This window comes from Myroides sp. C6-3 (assembly GCF_050522425.1).
In the GTDB taxonomy this organism is placed as follows: domain Bacteria; phylum Bacteroidota; class Bacteroidia; order Flavobacteriales; family Flavobacteriaceae; genus Flavobacterium.
Genome location: NZ_JBMVQP010000019.1, coordinates 61865 through 68598, shown reverse-complemented (window position 1 = coordinate 68598; position 6734 = coordinate 61865). Strand labels below are relative to the sequence as shown.

Here is a 6734-nt window from a genome sequence, read left to right as displayed (position 1 = left end):
TAGTTTATTTCGTGATTCTAAATCACCTTACTCTCTTTTTTCGTATGCTGTTGTCCAATATGTCTATGATCGTTTCTTAAGCTCACTTGTTTTTCAAAGCGAGTGCAAAAGTAAAAAACTTTTTTGAATTAGCAAAGCTTTTTTGAGAAAAAAAATTTTCTCTCTTTCGCCAATCCCCAGCTTTTACTGAAGCGGACTGCAAAGATAAGACTCTTTATTTCGATTATCCAAATTTATTTTTTAAAAATATTGCTGAACTAATCTAAAGTCTTTTCTACTGCTTTTATATGAACGTCTGCTTGTTTAATGCGGATGCAAAAGTAGTACCTTTTTCACCACTTCCAAATTATTTATCGCCTTTTTTGAAAAGTATTTTTCAGTTTAAGCGCAACTCACTAGTATAACAGCTGTTACACACTAAAGTTTTTTTGTTCGTTGGAAGTGATCTGTTATCAGTTATGAGATATCAGTTATGAGATATCAGTTATGAGGTATCAGTTATGAGGTATCAGTTATGAGGTATCAGTTATGAGGTATCAGTTATGAGATATCAGTTATGAGATATCAGTTATGAGGTATCGGTGGATTGGGAGTTTTAAGAGTTGTTTGTCGTTTGTTGTTTACTGCATCAAGCAAAAGAAAAATACGCCTATTATATAAAGAGAAAATAGAATCGATTAACTGTACTTATAGTAGAACGAGATTGTTTATGTTTTATAAGGGGTGAGTCCATAGTGCGTCCATAGTGAGTCCATAGTGCGTCCATTAAAATAGCTGTTTTAATACACGCACTATGGACTCACCATGGATTCATCATTAAGGTACCTCGGAGATAAGCTACACTAAACTCTTATTTAAGGTTATCTTAGATTTTTTGTCGGTTGTTTGTTGTTTGTTGGGAGCTATCACTGATCTGTTAGGAGGTATCGGTCAATTTTTCTGAAAATAAGGAAGTGTTCTCTTTAAACGATAATCTCTACGACGAACAACAAAAAGTGATCTGTGATCTGTTAGGAGGTATCGGTAGATTCTTCTAAAATAAGGAAGTGTTCTCTTTAAACGATAATCTCTACGACGAACAACAAAAAGTGATCTGTGATCTGTTAGGAGGTATCGGTCAATTTTTCTAAAATAAGGAAGTGTTCTCTTTAAACGATAATCGCTACAACGAACGACAAAAAGCGATCCGTGATCTGTTAGGAGGTATCGGTAGATTTTTCTATAATAAGGAAGGTGTGCTCTTTAAATAATAATCTCTACAACGAACGACAAAAAGTGATCTGTGATCTGTTAGGAGGTATCGGTAGATTCTTCTAAATAAGGAAGTGTTCTCTTTAAACGATAATCGCTACAACGAACGACGAACAAAAAAGGAGAGCTTCCGCTCTCCTTTTTTGTATCAACATCAAACTATAGTCATTAAAAAATCAATAACGGCGCAATAAACCCAACGCTTAATCTACCCGTATTGTAGTTTTCTTGTCCTAAGTGTTCTTTAGCGTAGCTTGAATAATTGTAATATCTACCGACATAAGAAGCATAGAAACGAATATTCATATTTTTAAATGGTAAATACTCTACTGTTGGAATAAATCCATAGCTAGAACGGATATGACTTACTCCGCTATTTTCTGAAACTAGGTTTTTCGCATAGGCATTATTATTCATTAGTGTCAGCGTTACATTTACTTTTGGTGTAATAAGGTATTCTGCCTTCATCCAGTTTTCTAAATAAGATACGTTTTGTTGTGCTACTACACCTTCTCCAGGGATCATTCCGGTGATAATTCCTTTTCGATCTAATCCTTCATTACTATATTTAAAGTCATACATCAATTTAAAGCGGCCCTCTTGGTATTTATTTCCAAGTGAATAGTAGTTCATTCCTCTATTCTTTGCTTCTTGAAAGTAGCTATAACTATAGATTGTTTCAAATTTTCCTCCGAAAAAACTACCTCTCCAATTTGTTACAATAGCCATTGGAGCTTTTGCTTTTTCAATGCCTTCTGGCATTTGTCCTTTATATACGTCTTCAAAATCTGAAACGCGTGAATTGAGGACTTGCAAACCGAAAGAGTGATTTTGGGAAACTTGATGAGTTACTCCTACTCCTGTAAGGAAGTTATCTGCATATTCGAGGATATCGTTATACTCTAAGATATCAATTGGATTCAGGTCGAATTCGAATCCTCCCCAATCCGCACTCATCTTACCAAGATTTAATTGTGTTTTTGGGGATAAGGTTACACCAATAAATGCCATATCGGTTGATCTACTAATGTTATCACGACTCCCTGGGTCCGTACTTTTCGTATAGCGATCTCTAAATCTAAAATAAACTTTCTCGTGAATTTTACCTTTAATCTCTAATCTAAATTGATTATTGCTAAAGGAGGACTCTTGAAATTTACCATCGTGAAAAATGTTGTCATTGGCAAAACGCATATTAAAGATCATATCTACGTTTTTCAACAGATCAATTTTCTCTACGGGTAGTAAAGGTTTAGAAATCGTGTCATTACTTGTCTGTGTTTCTTGTGCAAAGATACTTACTTGCACAACGAATGCGATAAACAATATTATTTTTTTCATAGCATAAATAGTTAAGGGGGGGTCACTTTACAGTAAGACAGAACCGAGTAAGAAACCTGCAGCTATCGCCACTGTAACGGCCACTAATCCGGGAATCATAAAACTGTGGTTCACCACGAATTTTCCAATTTTAGTACTACCTGTTCGATCGAAGTTGATTGCGGCTAACAAAGTTGGGTAACCTGGTAGCACAAAATCAGAGTTTACCGCAGGGAAAATAGCGATCAAAGCAGGGTTAGAAACGCCTAAAGCCATACCTAAAGGCATCATTGTTTTGGTAGTTGCAGCCTGGCTGAACATTAGTGCACCGAGTATAAATACAGCAATGGCAAACGTCCAAGGATATAAGGATACGACATCACTCAAAAAGCCTTTAATTGCAACTTCGTTATGTGCCATGAAAGTAGCACTCATCCAAACTACTCCAAAAACAGAAACAACTGCAGTTGCCATCGATGAAAACAAACTTACTTTGGTTACGCTTATTGCGCTTGTTTTGGTGATCAGCATCATTAATGCAGAAGCAGTAAGCGTGATCATACTAATTACACTTACCATTTGTAATTCGCCATTTGCTTTTACAACTAAACTAGCTTCTCCCGGTTCAAACTGAGGAAGTAGGTGTGGAAAAGCACCAGCAACAACAATCAATAGTACAGCAATAGCAAATATCACAACTGATATTTTTGCTCCTTTTTTCAAAGGAATTTGGTTTCCGCAGGCATCTTCATCCGCATCTAAACTTTTCGCGAATTCAGGATCTTTCATTTTTTCGAGAAAGATTGGATCATCTTTCAATTCTTTTCCTTTACGCAATACAACTAAACAGGTAATCAATATTCCAATTAAACAGGCGGGAATACAGATTTTCATAATGTCAATTAACGCTCCTGGATAGGCCAAGATACTCGCTCCTGCAAAGGCAGCTGTAGCAGCACTCATTGGGCTTCCTGTTATCGCTAAGTGAGAGGCGATCACCGACACACTTAATGGACGTTCAGGTCTAATTCTCTTTTTGGTTGCTACCTCAGCAATAATAGGTAATAAGGAGTATAATAAGTGCGCGGTTCCTGCAAACAAACAGAAGAAGTACACCGTAAAAGGCGCAATAAACACAATATTAGAAGGGTTACTGCGGATGACTTTCTCTGCCAATCGCACAAGATAATCTAATCCACCACACGCTTGTAAGGTTGCGGCTGTGGTTACAATAGCCATAATCACTAACATAACATCAATGGGTGGATCGCCAGGTTTCATATTAAAAACAAAGACAAAAATAAGTAATCCGACCATTCCCATCACACCTAATCCAATTCCCTTCATTTGGGAACCGATTAATATCATAGCAATTAAAATTGCAAACTGAATCAATAACATAACATTCGATTTAAGGTCATCAAGCTCATCATTTGGTACAAAAAAAGGAGCGAACAAAAAAAACTTGTTCTATACGCTCCCCTTTTCATTTACTCCTTCTGATGTACTCAACAGGATTTAATACTTAAAGAATATATCTTGTAATTCTTGTTGATTACTCGTTTTCGTTAAGGCTAACATCAATAAAACACGAGCTTTCTGCGGATTTAAATCATCTGCGACAACAAATCCTAGTGCTTTATCGTCGACTTCATTAAATAAAGTGACTCTTCCAGAGCCTGCACGAGCCGATCTACAAACTGCAATTCCCTTTTTAGCTGCTTTTTCTAAAGCTTCTCCAACAGGCGCATTGAAATTTCCATTTCCCATTCCTGCATAGACAATTCCCTTTACTCCTTCATCAATTGCCGCGTTAACCGCTCTTGGACTTGCATCTGCATAGCCGTATACAATTTCTACTTGAGGAAGTTTCGTTAAGCCTTTGACATCAAACTTTTGTTCTGGTGAACGCAGTGTTTTATAGTAGTAATTGACTTTTCCGTCATAAATTAGTCCAATAGGTCCAAAATTTCTCGACTTAAACGTTGCGATATTCGTTGTAACGGTTTTTGTTACATCTCTTGCTGCATAGACTTCTTCATTCATTGCTGTAACAACACCAACGTCTTTACTATTAGGAGAGGCTGCTACCATAACTGCATCTAACAAGTTACGGTTACCATCTTGACTCATAGCTGTGGAAGGTCTCATCGCTCCTACTAATACAACTGGTTTTGCAGACTTTACTGTTAACTCTAAGAAATACGCTGTTTCTTCTTGTGTATCTGTTCCATGCGTTACAACAACACCCTCCGCTTCATTTTTCTCAAAAATTTCATTGATGCGGTTACTCAGTTTTAACCAAGTATCTACATTCATATCTTGACTTCCAATCTGCGCAATTTGCTCGCCTTTAATTTTAGCGATATTGTGCATTTGTGGAACTGCATTCAACAAATCATCAATGGGTACTTTACCCGCAGTATAAGCTGCCTTTGTTGATGACTCACCAGCTCCTGCGATTGTTCCTCCCGTTGCTAGAATAATTACACGGGGCAAATCTTGCTCCCCTGTACTATTTTTTTTGTTTTGTGCTTGTGCTTGAAAAACAAGTAAACAAACAACCAACATACTTAAGATCTTTTTCATATTATGATGTGATTTTAGTTTAGGACACAATTAGTTTTGGGTGAATCAAGTTCTCTAATGAGTAAACCTCATCCCATTTTTGTTGTGTGATTAATTTTCTTTCCTCTACAACAATTTGGTGGACACTTTTTCCTGATAATAGAGCTTCTCCAGCCACACTTGCACAAGCCTCGTATCCTAAAATTGGATTTAATTGCGTCACGATACCTATACTGTTCATCACTAAGTTCGCACAGTGTTCTTCGTTTGCTGTAATACCAACGATACATTTTTCGATCAAGGTATTCAAGCTATTACCTAAATATTCAAGTGAAGTGAATAATGCAAATCCGATAACAGGTTCCATTACGTTGAGTTGCAACTGTCCTGCTTCAGCAGCCATCGTCAGTGTTAAATCTTGTCCGATGACATAAAAACAAGTTTGATTGACCACTTCTGGAATAACAGGATTTACTTTTCCCGGCATAATAGACGATCCTGGTTGGCGAGCAGGAAGGTTAATTTCATTGAACCCTGTACGAGGACCCGAACTTAACAAACGCAAATCATTACATATTTTTGAAATCTTAATTGCTGCGCGTTTAATAGTTCCCATGATTTGTACATAGGCACCTGTATCACTTGTTGCTTCGATTAAATCAGGTGATAATACTAAAGGTAAGCCTGTTTCTTTCGCTAAATACTGTACACATAATTCAGGATAAGCTTCTGGTGCATTTACTTTTGTTCCGATCGCTGTTGCTCCCATATTCACTTCTAAGATTAAGCGCTGTGCTTCACGCAAACGCAATAAATCCTCTCCTACCGTGGTAGCAAATGCGCAAAACTCTTGACCTAAGGTCATTGGAACAGCATCTTGCAACTGTGTACGTCCCATTTTAAGTACACTTTTAAATTGTTCTCCTTTTGCAGCAAATGCTTTTTGCAACTCTGCAATAATTGTACAAAATCCCTCTAATTTGTAGTATAAAGCTAATCTAAATGCAGTTGGATATGCATCATTGGTGGATTGAGAGCAGTTTACGTGATTATTGGGGTGTACAAATTGATACTCTCCTTTTTTATGTCCTAAGTGTTCCAATGCAACATTGGCAATTACTTCATTTGCATTCATGTTTACAGACGTCCCCGCTCCACCTTGAATTAAATCACTCACAAATTGGTCGTCGTATTTTCCTGCAATTACTTGATCACAAGCGAAGCAAATCGCATCTGCGATCTTTGAATCCAAGACACCACAATCTTTATTGGCTAGAGCAGCCGCTTTTTTTACTTCACCTAAGGCTTTAATTAATCCTTTTTCGTGATTAAGGGTAAGACCCGTAATATTAAAATTCTCAACAGCACGGAATGTTTGAATACCGTAATATTTATCATTAGGAATATCTAATTCACCTAAAAAGTCGTGTTCTCTCCTTGTATCTTTCATATGCTTAAAAATTTTTTATTTTATACTATACGCCTGCTTTTGTTGCACTTGCGTTTTATTTTGTTTTTATACTTCAAAAGTAATGCTAGAAAAAAAATTAGAATATGACAAAAACCCCCTCTTTATTTTAAATATTTTTCATATA

4 protein-coding genes are annotated in these 6734 nt (G+C 36.7%); all 4 read right to left on the bottom strand.

Going from position 1 to position 6734, the window contains the following annotated elements:
- Positions 1–1419 precede the first annotated feature (1419 nt).
- Positions 1420–2592 (bottom strand): porin, encoded by a 1173-nt coding sequence (locus ACPDG9_RS09560; protein ID WP_430527533.1) that lies wholly within the window; start codon positions 2590–2592, stop codon positions 1420–1422.
- 27 nt (positions 2593–2619) lie between these two features.
- Entirely contained in the window at positions 2620–3972 is a 1353-nt protein-coding gene (locus ACPDG9_RS09555) for an anaerobic C4-dicarboxylate transporter family protein (RefSeq protein WP_430527532.1), read from the bottom strand.
- A gap of 117 nt (positions 3973–4089) precedes the next feature.
- Positions 4090–5160: a type II asparaginase gene (locus ACPDG9_RS09550; protein WP_430527531.1), complete on the bottom strand. Its 1071-nt coding sequence runs from the start codon at positions 5158–5160 to the stop codon at positions 4090–4092.
- 19 nt (positions 5161–5179) lie between these two features.
- Entirely contained in the window at positions 5180–6589 is a 1410-nt protein-coding gene (aspA, locus tag ACPDG9_RS09545; RefSeq protein WP_430527530.1) for an aspartate ammonia-lyase, read from the bottom strand.
- Between the last annotated feature and the right edge of the window lie 145 nt (positions 6590–6734).